The organism is Streptomyces parvus, assembly GCF_014648875.1.
Classification (GTDB): Bacteria; Actinomycetota; Actinomycetes; order Streptomycetales; family Streptomycetaceae; genus Streptomyces; species Streptomyces parvus.
In genome coordinates this window covers 249,030-264,786 of record NZ_BMRY01000005.1, presented here as the reverse complement: position 1 = coordinate 264,786, position 15,757 = coordinate 249,030, and the positions used below count along the sequence as shown (strand labels likewise).

Here is a 15,757-nt window from a genome sequence, read left to right as displayed (position 1 = left end):
CCGGCCGTCACCTCGGCGGTAGCGGCGGCCTGCGCAGGTCGGGGGCCGTGTCGTACGACGGTGGCGTCGCCGCCGGGTGGGCCGCCAGCAGGTCCAGCGCCAGGCGGACCGCGTCGTCCAGGACCGCGTACCGGCCCTCCGCCCAGTCCAGCGGGGTGCGCAGGGCCTCCACGTCCGGTTCCACACCGTGGTTCTCCACCGACCAGCCGTACGTGTCGAACCAGGCGGCGTTCATCGGCACCGTGATCGACGTGCCGTCGCCGAGCCGGTGGCGGCCGGTCATGCCGACCACCCCGCCCCAGGTGCGCTGGCCCACCACGGGTCCCGTCTTCAGCAGCCGGAACGCGGCGGTGATCATGTCGCCGTCCGAGGAGGTCGCCTCGTCCGCCAGCGCGACCACCGGGCCGCGCGGCGCGTTGGAGGCGTAACTGACCGCCTGCGCGTTACGGGTCAGGTCCCAGCCGAGGATCGTGCGGGTGAGCTTCTCCACGACCAGCTCGCTGATGTGACCGCCCGCGTTGCCCCGTACGTCCACGATGAGCGCGGGCCGGGCCACCTCCAGGCGCAGGTCCCGGTTGAACTGGGCCCAGCCGGAGCCGCCCAGGTCGGGGATGTGCAGATAGCCGCACTTGCCGCCGCTCAACTCCCGTACGACGTCACGCCGTTTGGCCACCCAGTCCTGGTAGCGCAGCGGGCGTTCGTCGACCAGAGGCATGATCGCCACCCGGCGGGACGGGCCGCCGCCCGCCGGGGTGAAGGTCAGCTCCACCGTGGTGCCGCCCGCCGCCGTCAGCAGCGGGTACGGGCCCGCCACCGGGTCCACCGGCCGGCCGTCGACATGGGTGAGGACCGCGCCCTCCCTGATCCCCGTACCCGCCAGCGGTGAACGCGCCTTGGAGTCGGAGGAGTCGCCGGGCAGGATGCGCTGGATCGTCCACGCGCCGTCCCGGCAGACCAGGTTGGCGCCGAGCAGGCCGATCGCCCGCTGGTAGTGCGGCGGGCCCTCGTTGCGGCGGGCGGGGGAGACGTAGGCGTGCGAGGTGCCCAGCTCGCCCAGCACCTCGCGCAGCAGATCCGCGAACTCGTCGGGGGACGCGACCCGTTCGACCAGCGGGCGGTACTGGTCCAGCACCCCGTCCCAGTCGATGCCGCACATGTCCGGTTCCCAGAAGTAGTCGCGGATGATGCGGCCCGCCTCCCCGTACGCCTGCCGCCACTCCGCACCCGGGTCGACCTCGTGCAGGATGCGGCGCAGGTCCAGGTAGACCGTGGTGTCGCCGTCGCCGGGCTCGGTGGCGGGGACGGCGCGCAGTTCGCCGTCGTCCATCACGACGAGGCGCGAGGAGTCGCCGCTGACCGCGAACCAGTCGAGGTGGTCGACCAGTTCGGTCCTGCGGGCCTTCGCGATGTTGAAGTGCTCCAGGGTGGGCCGCCCCGACATGTCGGCCGGGTTGGCGAACGTCTCGCCCAGCGCCCCGGAGATCGGCCAGCGCAGCCAGACCAGACCGCCGCCGCTCACCGGGGCGAGCGCCGAGTACTTGGAGGCGGAGACGGGGAACGGCGTCACCCGGCTCTCCAGCCCCTCGAACTCGACCATGACCGTGGACCCCTCCGACGTACCGCCTCCTTCCGGAACGTCCACCGGGTCGAGGCCGCCCGCAGCCGGGCGTCCGTCGGGCGAGAGCGCGAAGGGGGACGGGGTCGCCGAGGAGAGCGGGACCAGATACGGGCGGCAGCCGAGCGGGAAGGACAGGTCGCCGGTGTGGACGTCGTACACCGGGTCGAAGCCGCGCCAGGACAGGAACGCCAGATAGCGGCCGTCCTCCGTGAAGACCGGGTTCTCGTCCTCGAAGCGGCCGTTGGTGACGTCCACGACGACCGGCGCGCCGGGGCCGGAGATCCGGGCCAGTTTGATCTGCCGCAGCGAGCGGCCGACGCCCGGGTGCGACCAGGTCAGCCAGTCGCCGTCGGGGGAGAAGGCCAGATCGCGGACCGGGCCGTTGACCGAGCGGATCAGCTCGCTGAGCCCGGGGTGCTCGTCGACCGGCACGGCGCTGTCCGGGGTCGCCGCGCCGGTGGCCGCGTGGAGGTCGGCCCGGGTCGAGCCGCTGGGAGACTTCTCCACCGTCTCCGGCGCTTCCGCCTCCGCCGCCTCCTCGCCCGTGTCCAGGAGCAGCAGCCGGCCGTCGTTCGAGGCGATGGCCAGGCGTTTCCCGTCCGGGTCGGAGATCATCTCCTGGACCCGGCCCAGCTGCCCGGTGGCGAGCCTGCGCGGCGGCCGGTCGCCGCTGGCGCGCGGCAGGTAGGCGATCTCGACCGCGTCCGGGCCGTCCGCGTCGGTGACGTACGCGACCTGCCCGCCGCTGCCGAGCATCTCCGGCAGCCGCACCCGCACCCCCGGGTTGTCGGCGATGGTGCGGGCGGGGCCGTCGCGGTGGGTGAGCCAGTAGAGACTGCCGCGTACGGTGACGGCGCTGGCCCGGCCCGTCTCGTCGACGGAGAGCGAGTCGACGTTGCTGGCGGCGGGCACCTGGTGGACGCGCCGGCCGGTGCGCGGCCCGCCGAGGCGTACCTCCAGCTTGCGCGGGGTGGCGTCGGGCGACTCCAGGTCCTCCACCAGCCACAGCTCGCCCGCGCACTGGTAGATCACCCGGTGCCCGTCGCTGGAGGCGTTACGGGCGTAGAAGGCGTCGTGGTCGGTGTGGCGGCGCAGGTCGGTGCCGTCCATGCGGCAGGAGTAGAGGTTGCCGACGCCCTGGTGGTCGGAGAGGAACGCGATGCGGCGGCCGACGAACATCGGGTTGGCGAGGTGCCCGTCGATGTCCGGGAGCAGCCGCTCGCCGTGCAGCCACAGGCGGCCCATGGCCCCGCCCCGGTAGCGCTTCCAGGCGGCCGGTTCGTGCGGGGGCGTGCCGGTGAGCAGCAGGGTGCGGCGCTCGCCGTCGATGTCGGCGACCGCGATGTCGGAGACCGGACCCCAGGGGAGCCTGCCGCCGGGGCTGCCGTCGGTGGGGACGCTGTAGGCCCAGGAGAAGTACGAGAACGGCTGGTTGTGCGAGGAGACGGCGAGGATCTGGCAGGCCTCGCCCGGATCGGGGCTCCAGCCGCAGACCCGGGCGTCCGTCGAGCCCCAGTAGGTGAGCCGGCGCGCCGGGCCGCCGTCCACCGGGGCGAGGTGGATCTCGGGGTCCAGGGTCCGCCAGGTCGTGTAGGCGATGGAGGTGCCGTCGGGCGAGAAGCGCGGATGGCTGACCCGGGTCCGGTCGACGGTCACCCGCCAGGCGCGTCCGGGCCGGTGCCCCGCGGCGGCGAGGGGGGCGACCCAGAGGTCGTCCTCGGCCGCGAAGCACAGCAAGTCCTGGTGGAGGTGCGGGAAACGGAGATACGCGACGTCGTCACTCACCCCCCAATGTTTTCGGTGCGCGGGGCCCGGGGCAACTTGTGGTGCAGGACACAAGCGAAACGATTTCGTTTCGCTGGCGGGTGGGGGTACGGTTCAGGTGTACGAAACGGTTTCGTTCGATGCTGAGCGAGGCCGTCGGCAGAACAGAACGCAGGAAAGATCGAGCGCGAAGGAGGTCGGCACATGGCACGCACCAGGCTGACCCCCGAGCGCGAGGGCGAACTCTACGAGGCCGTCCTCGACCTGCTCCGCGAGGTCGGTTACGACGCCCTGACCATGGACGCCGTCGCCGCCCGCACCCGTTCGAGCAAGGCCACTCTCTACCGCCAGTGGGGCTCCAAGCCCGAGCTGGTCGCCAAGGCGATGCGGCACAACAAGCCGGGGAGCCTTTCGGACATCGACACCGGTTCGCTGCGGGGCGATTTCCGTGCCGCGCTGAGCCGGACCGACGACTGCCAGATGGAGAAGGACGCCGCGCTGATGCGGGGTCTGGCCCATGCCATCCATGAGTACCCCGAGCTGCTCAAGGCCCTGCGTGAGCTGCTGATCGAACCGGAGATGACCGGTTTCGACCAGATGCTGCAACGGGCGGTGGACCGGGGTGAACTGCGTGCGGACAATCCGGCGCTGAAATACATCGTGCACATGGTGATCGGTGCGCTGACTGCTCGTGAACTCATCGAGGACCGGCCTGTGGACCAGGCGTTCCTCATCGATTACCTGGACTCCGTGGTTTTCCCCGCCCTCGGCGTCTGACGTCCCCGCACCCCTGCCCGTACGGCTCGTCCCACGCGTACGGCACGCCCCACCCGCACGGCCCCCTCCCCGAAGCTCCACCTGACACGCCGCTCTCGTCGTCGGGCTGGTTCCTCACGCCCACTTTCCACTCATACGACCTGACCGGGAGTACGCCCCCGTGGCCACTTTCCTCTACAAGCTCGGACGGCTCACCTTCCGCCGCCGCGGCTTCGTCGCCCTGATCTGGGTGGCGTTGCTGGCGGTCGGCATCCTTGGTGCGGCCACCGCGTCCACCGCCACCTCCAGTTCCTTCTCGATCCCCGGTACGGAGGCGCAGCGCGCCTTCGACCTGCTGGAAGAGCGCAACCCCGGCAACAGCGCCGACGGCGCGACCGCCCGGGTCGTCTTCAAGGCCCCCGAGGGCGAGAAGGTGACCGACGCCGAGAACAAGCGCGAGATCACCGGCATCGTCAAGGAGCTGCAGTCCGGCTCGCAGCAGATCGCCAAGGTCGACGACCCGTTCAAGGCGCAGGCGGTGAGCCAGGACGGTTCGACCGCGTACATCTCGGTCTCCTACCAGGTCAACTCCATGGAGCTGACCGACGCGACCCGGGACTCCCTGGAGGACGCGGGCGAGGACGCGCAGAAGAGCGGCATGAAGGTGGAGATCGGCGGCGACGCCCTCCAGGTCATGCCGCACACCGGGACCGCCGAGATCATCGGTGTCGTCATCGCCGCGATCGTCCTGGTCATCACCTTCGGTTCGCTGGTCGCCGCCGGGCTGCCGCTGCTGACCGCGCTCATCGGGGTCGGTATCGGGGTCTCGACGATCACCGCGCTGGCCAACGTCCTGGATCTCGGCTCGACGACCTCGACCCTCGCCATGATGATCGGCCTCGCGGTCGGCATCGACTACGCCCTGTTCATCGTCTCCCGCTACCGCGCCGAGCTGGCCGACGGCCGGGAGCGTGAGGAAGCCGCCGGGCGGGCCGTCGGCACGGCCGGATCCGCGGTCGTCTTCGCCGGTCTGACCGTGGTCATCGCCCTGGTGGGCCTGGCCGTCGTCAACATCCCGATGCTGACGAAGATGGGCTTCGCCGCCGCCGGTACGGTCGCGATCGCCGTGGTCATCGCCCTCACCCTCGTCCCGGCCCTGCTGGGCTTCGCGGGCAAGCGCGTCATGGGCCGCAAGGCCCGCAAGGGCGCCGATGCGGAGAAGGGCGCCGAGCCGGGCAACGGCGCCGGCCTGACGAAGAGCGCCGATGCCAAGCCGAACATGGGCACCCGCTGGGCGCGGTTCGTGCTGCGCAAGCCGGTCTGGGTCATGCTCGTCGGCGTCCTCGGCCTCGGCGTCATCGCCGTACCGGCCGCCTCGCTGGAGATGGGCCTGCCCGACGACGGCGCCCAGCCGAAGTCGACCACGCAGCGCCAGGCGTACGACATGCTCTCGGACGGCTTCGGCCCCGGGTTCAACGGCCCGTTGATGGTCGTCGTCGACACGAAGAACAGCTCCGACGGCAAGGCCGCCGCCGCCCGGGTCTCCGAGGAGATCGAGTCCATCGGCGTCGTCGCCGTCGCCCCGGCCCAGTTCAACAAGGCCGGCGACACCGCGACCATCGTGGTCATCCCGAAGGACCGGCCGTCCTCCCACGCCACGGAGGAGGTCGTCCACGACATCCGTGACGCGGGCGAGAACATCAAGGCCGACACCGGGGCCGAGGTCCTGGTCACCGGCGCCACCGCGATGAACATCGACTTCTCGCAGAAGATGAACGACGCCCTGGTGCCCTACCTGGCGCTCGTCGTCGGCCTCGCGTTCCTGCTGCTGATGCTGGTGTTCCGCTCGATCCTCGTCCCGCTGAAGGCGGCCCTGGGCTTCCTGCTCTCGGTGGTCGCGGCCCTCGGCGCGGTCGTCGCGGTCTTCCAGTGGGGCTGGCTCGGTTCGCTCTTCGGCGTCGAGCAGACCGGTCCGATCATGAGCATGATGCCGATCTTCATGGTCGGTGTGGTCTTCGGTCTCGCGATGGACTACGAGGTCTTCCTCGTCACCCGGATGCGCGAGGCGTACGTCCACGGCGAGAGCCCGGGCCAGGCCATCGTGACCGGCTTCAAGCACGGTGCACGGGTGGTCACGGCCGCTGCGGTGATCATGATGGCGGTCTTCGCCGGCTTCATCGGCTCCAGCGAGCAGATGATCAAGATGATCGGCTTCTCGCTCGCCATCGCCGTCCTCTTCGACGCCTTCGTGGTGCGCATGGCGATCGTGCCCGCCGTCCTCGCTCTGCTCGGCCGGAAGGCCTGGTGGCTGCCGCGCTGGCTGGACCGGGCGCTGCCCAACGTGGACGTGGAGGGCGAGAAGCTGCAGCAGCAGCTGACCGACACGTCCGACTCCGCCGGGTCCGGTGACGGCGGCGGCGAGGGTGAGCGCGAGCTCGTCCGCGTCTGACCCGTCCCCGGACGGTCAGGACTCCGGGGTCCGCGTCTGAGCGGAGCGCGGCCCCGGAAGCGCCGGTCACCTGTGGGGACGGGGACCGGGGCACAGCGAAAGCCCCCGTGCGAGCGGCACGGGGGCTTTCCGCGTGTGCGCCCGGTGAAGCCGCACCGCAGCAGGTCCTGCCTGGGCCGGCCGGCCCCGGTGCATCTTGCTGCCATCGAAGGATCACCGGCATCCGGCAACCGGCCGGAACCGGCCGACGCCCCGTCACGGGGCGCGCGCTCGCCCACCGGGATCACACGTCACCTTCCTGCCATCCGCTTGCTCCGCCGGATCTCGCGCGAGTACGACTTGTGAACGCCAACCGGACGCGGCCCGGCCGCGGACATGACGTATCGACTCATCGGGGGGGGGGATGGCGGGGACTGTCGCGAGCGCGTTACCCGTCAGGCACGTGCGGCACGACAGCGGCGTCCTCTCCACACCGACCGTGCCGCCGAGGCGCCTGCCGGGGATCGGCGACCTCCTCAAGCTGCGGTCGAACCTGCTGAACGCCATCCAGTACGCCGCCCTGGACGGCAGCGAGCTCTCGTACTTCGCCGTCGGACCCAAGCGCATGGTGTTCGTCAACCGGAGCACCGCGGCGGACATCGTCCTCTCCGACATCCACACCTTCGGCAAGCCGAACGCCGAGAACCCGCTGCGGCTGGTGCTCGGGGACGGGCTGATCAGTAGTCCGTACCACGAACAGTGGCTACGGCGGCGAAGGGCCCTCCAGCCCATGTACGGCCGCCCCAGCCTGGCCGACATGCGGCAGAAGATGGCCGAGGTGACGGACGAGCACATCGGGCGCTGGGAGAGCCGCGACCGCACGGAGTTGCGCGTCCACGAGGAAATGCTCTCCTTCGCCCTCGACATCGTGGCCAGGTGCATGTTCAGCCGGCCCGGCGACACGGTGTCCGACGTCCTGACACCGGGCACGATCTCCTTCCTCCTGGAGTTCGTCGAGCGCCGCCTGCGGATGCCGCTCTCCTTGCCGGTCGGCGTACCCAGCCGACGGAACCGGAACTTCACCGCGACCATGCGGGGCCTGGACGACCTCGTCCACCGGCTCATCAGAGAACGGCGCACCACCGGCGAACACCACGGCGACCTCCTGGACATGCTGCTGGCGGCCAAGGCCGGTGACTCCGTGGAACCGTTGACCGACACCGAGGTCAGGGACGAGATGCTGACCACGTTCGTCGCCGCGTACGAGACCACGGCCAGTGCGCTGACGTGGATCCTGTATCTGCTCGCCTGCTATCCGGACGTTCAGCAGCGGGTTCGGGAAGAGGTGCGTCGGACCCCTCTGTCCACCTCGGGGAGACAGCGGGGAAGCACTCTTCTCGAGCGCGTCATCAACGAGGGGATGCGGCTCTTCCCGCCGTCCCCGACCATCCCCCGACAGGTCACGAAGGATGTGTCCATAGGCGCGTCGAAGATCCCTGCGGGATCCTTCGTGATGCTCAACGTGGCCGCCATCCACCGGGACCCGACCGTCTGGGAACGGCCGGACGAATTCCTTCCTGAGCGTTTCATGAACGGCATCCCCGGAAAGGGACGGTTCCTTCCTTTCGGAGCCGGCGCTCATATGTGCATCGGCAAGGGGTTCGCCATGATGGAGATGAGCATGCTCCTGGCAGCCATTCTCGACAAGTTCGAGATATCGCAGCGGGATTCCACCGGACCTGCCCCCAGAGCACTGCTCACCCTGCGGCCCCGTGAAGGTTTCGGGGTGACCCTCACGCGTATGTGACTTCACTTCGGGTGCGTATTCGCCAGAGGCGGCAAGACTTCATGAGAGAGGTTCGGCCCATGCGTCGTATGACGCGCTTCAACGCGGTGGTCAAAAACGTGCGCCCTCGCACACTCCTGGTCAGCCCGCTCTCCTACTGCGTGGGCGTGGCGGTGGCCGGTCACCGCTTCGACCTCACGGTGCTGTTCGGCGTCCTCTTCCATGTGCTCGCCCCTCTGGCCGCCAATGCCCACAACGCCGTGACCGACCTCGTGGAGGATGGCAAGAACGTGCCGGGCCGCTTGAAGCTGGTCGAAACGGCCGGCGAGGGCCTGCTCAACAGAGTTCTCTACACGTGCCTGGGCGTCATGCTGCTGCTCTCGCTGCTGATCTCGTTCGCACAGACGCTTCTGTGGGTCTTCAGCGTTTTCCTGGTGCTCGGATACTCCTCGAAGAGGTTCCGCCTCAAGGGCCGCCCGGTCATCGGAATGGCGGTCTTCTCGATGGCGGTCACGGAACCGTACATCGCGGGTGCGCTGCTCGGTGACTCGTGGTGGAAAATCCCGCATTACGACTCCTACCAGCCGGTCGCTCTCGGGGTGTTCCTCTTCTGCTGGTACTTCGCCAAGGGCATCATGAAGAATGTCCCCGACTACGCAGGGGACAAGGAAGCCGGGCTGCGGACGATCCCGGCGCTCCTGCCGTCACAGCTCGCCGGTGCCTGGGTCGCCGCTGTCGCGACCACCCTGGTGTACGCCGCGTTCCCGGTGCTCGTCCTTCTCGCCGATATGCCTGACCGGCTGGCCTATGTGGGCGTCATGGTGATCCCGGCCGTGGCCAACATGGTCTCCATGGTCCGGGCCCGGACGCCCGTCGAGTACAACCTGGTCGGCCAACGCGACATGTACGTGTCCGTGCTCTTCCTCGGCCTTCTCCTCTTCGCGGTGCGGCCCTCGGCCGGGACAGCGCTCATCGGACTTCTCGCTGTCGCGGTCATGGCCTGGGCAGACCTGTCCGGTTCGGATTCCCGAGTGAGTCGTCACATCACCCGCCTCGATGCGAAGGTGGACATTTCCAGTGGAGAAGGGCGGGACAGGTGACGAGTGACCGCACGCGCGACAACAAGGGTTCCGAAGTGCACGGGATCTTCCAGAAGATCGCCGGGTACTACGACCGAATGAACTTTCTCATGACGCTCGGCCGTCATGAGAAATGGTGCCGGGAGGTGGCCGCACGGGTCGCACCCGCCGAGGGCGGACAGTTTCTGGACCTGGCCACGGGTACGGGTGTGATCGCTCTGGCGGTGGCCCGCAGGAACCCCGAAGCCACCGTGACCGGCGTCGACTTCTCCGAGGAGATGCTGCGCCGGGCCAGGACGAAGCCCGGGGCCGACGCGGTGCGCTGGCAGCACGGGGACGCGGCGAGTCTGCCGTTCGAGGACGAGTCCTTCGACGGAATCACCGAGGGCTATCTCCTCAGAAACGTCGAGGACCTGGACCGGGTGCTCCGCGAACAGCACCGGGTCCTCAAGCCCGGCGGCCGCCTCGTGATCCTCGAAACGTGTCCCCCGAGTGGCCCGGTGAAGCCCGTGGTGAAGTGGGGAATGCGCGTCATCGTCCCGCTCCTGGGGCAGGTCGTCGCGCGCGACCGGAAGTCCTACACCTATCTCGAGTCCAGCACCCGCGCCTTCGAGTCGCCGCAGAGCATCGCCGGCGCGCTGAGCGGGCTCGGCTTCAAAGACATCGGGTGGCGCAAGAAGTTCTTCGCCACCAACGTCATTCTGTGGGCCACCAAGGCGAATTGACGACGGGCATCGGCAGCACGCCGACGCACTGAGAACCTCTTGCCGAACTTGCCGGACTTGCTGAACTTGCTGAACCTGGGGGGAAGAACTTGTGAGCAAGCCTGTTCCGGACAGCCACGCGGCTGTTCCTCACATATCGCACGTCAAGAAGGCGCTGGAGCGCTGGGTATCCGAACACCCCGACCTCATCGGATCCGTCGGAACCGACGGCGAGGGGCTGACCTGGCGGGAGATCGCCGCCTCGGCGCGGACCCTGGCCGACCGCATCGAGCGGGCCGGGGCCGGTCCGGGCGACCGGGTCGCCGTCATGGCGGGCCGGTCGCGCTACGCGCTCAGCAGCCTGTTGGCGATCTGGGCCAACGGATCGTCGGCGGTGCTGCTCGACGAACGGCATCCGGCCGAGCGTCGGCGCTGGATCGTGGCGGACGCCGGGTGCGAAGTGCTCGTGTCGTCCGAGCCGGACGCCCTCGAACCGGGCCTCACGCTGGTCGAGACGCACGGCTCGCAGGCCCGCTCCGCCGACCCGCAGGCCGGTGAGTCCGACTGGGACGAGTGGGCCGAAGGCGAGCGCCGGTCCGAGGCGTACGTCGTCTACACCTCGGGAACCACCGGCCGCCCGAAGGGGGTACGCGTCGGCTCCACCGCCCTGGCGAACCTCCTGGCCAACGCCGAATCGCTCGGATACCGGCCCGGCGGCCGGGCCGTCTCGGTCGTCTCTCCGGGGTTCGACGGCTGGCTGTGGTCGGTCCTCACCCCGTTCGTCAACGGAGTCACCTGCGTCTCCCTCGACCCGGCGCTCGGCGACCTGGAACAGGCCCTGGCCGCACGGGAGATCGACCACCTCTGTATGACTCCCTCCCTGTACGCCACGCTCACCGAGCTGCCGAAGGCCGAGGTCGCCGTGGTGGCGGGCGAGCGCTGTCCGGACGCCCTGGCCGACCGCCTCCGGACGGTCGCCGACCGGGTGATCAACGTGTACGGGCCGACCGAGACCACTATCGCCGCCACCATGGCCGACACCGCGCGCCGCGACGACCCCCGCACCATCGGCCGTCCGCTCTCCGGCTACACGGTCGCCGTCGTCGACGACGACCTGAACGAGGTCCCTTCCGGTGTCACCGGCGAGATCCTCATCGGCGGCGCCGGAGTCGCCCTCGGGTACGTCGACGCGAACGGTCCGGGCACGGACCGGTTCATCGTCCACAACGGCGCCAGACACTTCCGTACCGGGGACTTCGGGGTACTCCGTACCGATGGACAGGTGAGCATCCTCGGCAGGGCCGACAACCAGGTCAAGATAGGCGGCTTCCGGACAGAGCTCGAAGAGCTGGAGAACATCGCCTGCGAGGTGCCCGGCGTCGAGGGCGCCGTGGCCTATACGCGCGGTGAGCCGCCCACCCTGTCCATCGGTCTTCAGACGGCTTCCGGACGCCCTCTCGACGACGCCCTGCGCACCCGGCTCACCTCCCACTTCGCCGCACGGCTGCCGCGCCAGCTGTGTCCGACCCTGATGCATCGCATCGCCGACATACCGCTGGCGGCGACCGGCAAGGTCGCACGGGACGCGGTGGCCGCGCTCGGCGAAGCCGAACTGGCCCGGCGGCGCGCCGACGCGGACGGCGCCGGGCCCGCACACGCCGGCCACTTCCTCGGCCCCGTCCTGGAGGCATGGGGCAGCGCCTTCGGGCACGCCGTCGCCCAGGACTCCGACTTCTTCGCCATCGGCGGACACTCACTGCTCGCAGCCCAACTGGCGTCCCACATCGAGACGGAGCTGGGGGTGACGGTCTCGATCAACGACGTCCTCACGACCAGGACCCCCGGAGCGCTCGCGAGACGGATCGACGAAGCGAGGGCGGCATGACGTATCTGCGCTCCTTCGCCGAGGCCGACGAGAGCGCCACCGCGGCCGTGGTGGTGTTCCCGCAGGCGGGCGCCGGCTGCCTGCGCCTGCGCGCGACCGCGGCGGCGCTGCCCCCCGGAACACATCTGCTCGGCGTGCAGTTACCGGGACGCGAGGACCGGCTGGAGGACACGGCGGCCGACAGCCTGGCCGAGGTCGTCGACCACGTCAGCGGCGAACTGCGCGAACCGGCGCGGCGTCGCCCGCTGGTGCTGCTCGGCGTCAGCCTCGGCGCGCTCATCGCCTACGAGGTGGCGAGACGGCTCGAATCCACGGGCACCGCGGCCCACTCCCTGGTCGTCGCCGCGGCCCGGTCGCCCGAACACTGGAGGACTTTTCCCTCCGCGGACCCGCCCCAGGCGGAGCTGACGGCCCTGCTCCACCCGTCGGTGCGCGAAACTCAGCTCGCCCGGTATGCCCTCCTGCCCCTCCGTGCGGACCTGCGTCTCATGACCGGCTACCGGATCCCTTCCACACCTCTGACCAGCACATCGCTGCGATCGGTCTCGGGCCGCCGCGATTCGGTCGTCACCGCCGAGCAGATGGCCCGGTGGCGCGAGAGAGCCACCCACTACCGAGGACATCAGGTGATCGACGCGGACCATCACGAGTTCATGGACCCGGGCACGGTCGTCGACATGCTCTCGGACGCCGTGTCCGGGACCGCTCCGAGCCGGGCGGTGTGCGGATGACGCAGCTGACAGCGCCGGACCTGTTCGAGCCGGGTCTCTTCGAGGGCACCGGGTTCTACGACGTCTTCGCCTGGTACCGGGCGAACGATCCCGTGTCCTGGCAGCATCCCGCCGGGGAGCCGGAGGGGTTCTGGAACGTCACCCGGTACCACGACGTGGTCTCCGTGCACCGCGACAGCACCCGCATGAGTTCGACGAAGGGCATGCGGCTCGGCTCGACGGACCGCGCGGTCGACGCCGTCGCGAACAAGATGCTGATCGTCGCCGACCCGCCCGACCACACACGGATGAAACGGGTGCTCAACCAGCCGTTCTCGAACGAAGTCCTGTCCAGAGCCGAGGAGTACGTGCAGCAGGTCGTCGCCGACGTCGTCGCCACGGCCGTCCGGGACCCCGGTCCGAATCTGATCGAGCAGCTCGAACGGATCCCGACCGACGTCATCTGCGCCATCATGGGGCTGCCCCGCACGGACTGGGAATGGATCGGGAGGAAGACCACCGAGGCATTCGAATCCCCCTCCGAGGTCCGACGCATCACGGCGAACGGCGAGATCTTCAAGTACTTCAGCGACCTGGTGCGCGAGAATCGCAAGTCCGGCACGAACGCGTTCATCAGCGGTCTCACCGCACAGAACTCCAGCGGCGCCCGGCTGACGGACCAGGAACTCGTCTTCAACTTCAGCGGAATCCTGGCCGGTGGGAACGAGACGACCCGGTTCACGCTGGCCGCGCTCACGCTCCAACTGGCGGAGCACCCCGACCAGTGGGCCCGCATCGTGCGCGGGGAGGCCGAACCGGAGGTGGCCACCGAGGAGGCGCTGCGCTGGTCGGTGCCCGGCATGCATGTGCTGCGGACCGCCACCGAGGCGCTGCGGATCGGGGACGCCGAGGTCGAGCCCGGCCAGCGCGTCGTCACCTGGATCGGCTCGGCCAACCGGGACGCGGAGGTGTTCGACGACCCGGAGACCTTCGATGTCGGACGGACCGGGAACCGGCATCTGAGCTTCGGCGCGGGCCGCCACATGTGCCTGGGGAGCCGGCTCGCGCGGCTGGAGATCACCGCGTTCCTCCGGGTGCTGCGTGACACGGTGCGCTCGATGACGCTGGAGGGCCGGCCGCGCTACAACGGGTCGAACTTCACCTGGGGATTGAACGAGCTGCCGGTGGTGCTGCACTCATGACACGGACGAGGTCCGCTTCCCCGGTGCGCGCCGTGACTCTCTGCCTCCCCGACGAGGTGTTCCAGGGGGGACAGCCCGACACCGCGGGCATCGGCCGGTACGGCGAGAAGGTACGGGCGATCAGTGACGAGATCACCGATGCCGGGTACGAGGTGCAGACGGTGCGCCTGTCCAGCCCGGCCCTCGGCCGGCCGCTCAGCCATGACCAGCTCCACGCGCGAGCCGCCCGTCTCGTCGAGGGGTGCCGGCGGGCGGGCGTGGGCAGCGCCTCGCTGGGCGTCCTGCGGCCTTCCGCACTGGTGGAGCTGGAGCCCGCGGGCGTCGCGGACGTGCTGGTCGCGCACCCGTCCCTGTTCCTCGCCGTCCTCGTCGCCGACGGCGCCGAGGTCGACCATGCCGCCGTGGCCTTCAGCGGGGCCGTGGTCCGCGAGCTGGCGAGCCGCGACGCGGAGGCGAACTTCCGGTTCGCGGCAGTCGCCCATCTGGGTGCCAACGCTCCGTTGTTCCCCGGCTCGTACAGCGACGGGGGCGACGCGGGGGTGAGCCTGGGGCTCCAGTCGGCGGGCCCGCTGCTCGCCCGCGCCCGCGAGGCGGCGGCGGTCGACCTCACCGAGGCGACGACCCTGACCAGGAGCTGGCTGCACGATCAGCTCGACCCCCTCGACGACCTGCTGCGGCCTGCCTGCGAGCGCCACGGCCTGCTGTTCCACGGCTTCGACCCGTCCCCGGCCTGCGCTCCGGACGCCAGTATCGGGGAGTTCCTGGAGACCGTCGGCGGTATCCGCTTCGGCTCCCCCGGGACCGTGGCAGCCTGCGCGGCGGTCACGGCGGGCATCCGCTCGGTCGGTCTGCCCACGGTCGGGTACGCGGGCCTGATGCTTCCGGTCCTGGAGGACAAGGTGCTCGCACTGGCCTGGCAGCAGGGCCGTATCGACAGCGAATCGGTGCTCGCGTACTCATCGGTCTGCGGCGCCGGGATGGACACCATCCCCTTGCCCGCGTCGACCCGGGAACACGAGATCGTCGCCATGATCGCCGATATGGCGGCGCTGTCGGCACGCTGGACGAAGCCGCTGTCCGCCCGGTTGATGCTCGCGCCTCCGGGTGCCGATCCGCGCCGTACGGAGTTTCGAGCGGAGCAGATCATCAACATCGACTACCCCACCGCTTAGCGGCATCGCAGGCCCCGCGCTGCGCGGGGCCTGCGATGCCGTCCTCTCAGCCGTGGGCCGGCTGGGCGCCCCGCTCCGGCCGGCCGCCCTGCTTCTCGCTCTTGTCGGGGCGGGTCGTGCGGGACGGCGGCCGCGGTTCGCCGCCCGTGTCCGGTGACGCCCCCGGTGTCTGCGTATGACGGGTCCGGGCGAGGAAGCGGATCAGCGTCCGGATCTCGAACTGGAACACCTCGACCCCGTCCGTCGAATGCAGCTCCACGATCAGCTGCGTACGGCCGCAGGGCCAGACGCGGACGGCGCCGCGCTCGATCGGCGTGCGCAGACCGCGTTCCAGGAGGTCGCGGCCGAACGCCCAGTCGGTGCCGTCGGGCAGTCCTATGTGGACGGTGCGCCGCTCGTCGGCCGGGTCGTAGCGCAGGTCGACCGGGACCGGACGGGTGAGAGGGCCATCGGTGATGAGCCGGGCGCGTGCGTGTTCTTCGATCACAGGGGACATAGGCCGGCTCCTCCTTAATGCTCGCTCTGCCCTCTAATGTCCCATATTTTGCGGAACTGGCGCGGCGAGCGCGTACCCACCGTGACCGTGGGTACATCTCAGCTGCTGGCCCACCGCTCTTGCGCATGGTTCGCAGGAGAGCACTAATATTGATGGG

11 protein-coding genes are annotated in these 15,757 nt (G+C 70.0%); 9 read left to right on the top strand and 2 right to left on the bottom strand.

All coding sequences use genetic code 11. The annotated features are described in order from the left end of the window. Nucleotides 1-7: 7 nt before the first annotated feature. A complete protein-coding gene (locus tag IE140_RS17970) occupies nucleotides 8-3,403 on the bottom strand; it encodes a S41 family peptidase (RefSeq protein WP_150193339.1) in 3,396 nt (1,131 codons plus the stop codon). Nucleotides 3,404-3,586: 183 nt separating this feature from the next. Between IE140_RS17970 and IE140_RS17965 the strand changes: the two genes are divergently transcribed. The 9 genes from IE140_RS17965 (at nucleotide 3,587) to IE140_RS17925 (ending at nucleotide 15,104) form a co-directional block, all read left to right on the top strand. Next, on the top strand, nucleotides 3,587-4,159 hold the full coding sequence (locus IE140_RS17965; RefSeq protein ID WP_150193340.1) for a TetR/AcrR family transcriptional regulator: 573 nt from the start codon (nucleotides 3,587-3,589) through the stop codon (nucleotides 4,157-4,159). Nucleotides 4,160-4,319: 160 nt separating this feature from the next. After that, a complete protein-coding gene (locus IE140_RS17960; RefSeq protein ID WP_150193341.1) occupies nucleotides 4,320-6,587 on the top strand; it encodes an MMPL family transporter in 2,268 nt (755 codons plus the stop codon). 442 nt (nucleotides 6,588-7,029) lie between these two features. Continuing rightward, nucleotides 7,030-8,373, top strand: coding sequence for a cytochrome P450 (locus tag IE140_RS17955; RefSeq protein ID WP_167533436.1), 1,344 nt, complete (start codon nucleotides 7,030-7,032; stop codon nucleotides 8,371-8,373). Nucleotides 8,374-8,432: 59 nt separating this feature from the next. After that, complete coding sequence (locus tag IE140_RS17950) at nucleotides 8,433-9,452, top strand: UbiA family prenyltransferase (RefSeq protein ID WP_167533437.1); 1,020 nt, start codon at nucleotides 8,433-8,435, stop codon at nucleotides 9,450-9,452. After that, a complete protein-coding gene (locus IE140_RS17945; protein WP_093436297.1) occupies nucleotides 9,449-10,156 on the top strand; it encodes a ubiquinone/menaquinone biosynthesis methyltransferase in 708 nt (235 codons plus the stop codon). The genes IE140_RS17950 and IE140_RS17945 overlap by 4 nt, the downstream gene beginning before the upstream one ends. A gap of 91 nt (nucleotides 10,157-10,247) precedes the next feature. Beyond that, a complete protein-coding gene (locus tag IE140_RS17940; RefSeq protein WP_150193344.1) occupies nucleotides 10,248-12,020 on the top strand; it encodes a non-ribosomal peptide synthetase in 1,773 nt (590 codons plus the stop codon). Next, a complete protein-coding gene (locus tag IE140_RS17935) occupies nucleotides 12,017-12,751 on the top strand; it encodes a thioesterase II family protein (RefSeq protein ID WP_093436292.1) in 735 nt (244 codons plus the stop codon). Before IE140_RS17940 ends, IE140_RS17935 begins: the two co-directional genes overlap by 4 nt. Next, nucleotides 12,748-13,932: a cytochrome P450 gene (locus IE140_RS17930; protein ID WP_150193345.1), complete on the top strand. Its 1,185-nt coding sequence runs from the start codon at nucleotides 12,748-12,750 to the stop codon at nucleotides 13,930-13,932. The genes IE140_RS17935 and IE140_RS17930 overlap by 4 nt, the downstream gene beginning before the upstream one ends. Nucleotides 13,933-13,955: 23 nt before the next feature. Next, nucleotides 13,956-15,104 (top strand): DUF711 family protein, encoded by a 1,149-nt coding sequence (locus IE140_RS17925; RefSeq protein WP_167533438.1) that lies wholly within the window; start codon nucleotides 13,956-13,958, stop codon nucleotides 15,102-15,104. 46 nt (nucleotides 15,105-15,150) lie between these two features. Here the strand turns inward: IE140_RS17925 and IE140_RS17920 are convergent, their stop codons facing one another. Then, on the bottom strand, nucleotides 15,151-15,600 hold the full coding sequence (locus tag IE140_RS17920; RefSeq protein ID WP_150193347.1) for an SsgA family sporulation/cell division regulator: 450 nt from the start codon (nucleotides 15,598-15,600) through the stop codon (nucleotides 15,151-15,153). Between the last annotated feature and the right edge of the window lie 157 nt (nucleotides 15,601-15,757).